Below are 298 nucleotides of genomic sequence, written 5' to 3'. Positions count from 1 at the left end.
GGCCGAGATCGCCAATACCTGGGGACTCGAAGAAGGCGACACGATCAACCCCATCCCCGTGTTTACACCCGGCTTCCAAGGCTACGGCACGGTGAGCGAAGAGTACCCGTTGTACTGCGCAGGCTTCCATCATAAGAGCCGCACGCACTCCTCGTTCGGATTCATCCCCGAGCTTGAGCAGGTAGCGCGACAGCAGCTGTGGATCAACCCGCTCGATGCCGAAACCCGCAATATCGTGCAGGGAGACACGGTATCCGTGAAGAGCCCGGCCGGCGAGATCCGCATCGAAGCCAAAGTC

At 60.4% G+C, this 298-nt stretch carries 1 protein-coding gene; it reads left to right on the top strand.

All coding sequences use genetic code 11. The features are described 5' to 3' along the window. On the top strand, positions 1–298 hold a 298-nt coding region (locus RR842_RS14785; RefSeq protein WP_332730329.1), incomplete at both ends, for a molybdopterin dinucleotide binding domain-containing protein.

Source organism: Gordonibacter sp. (assembly GCF_036667095.1).
Lineage (GTDB): Bacteria > Actinomycetota > Coriobacteriia > Coriobacteriales > Eggerthellaceae > Gordonibacter.
This window is presented reverse-complemented; position numbering and strand designations above follow the sequence as displayed.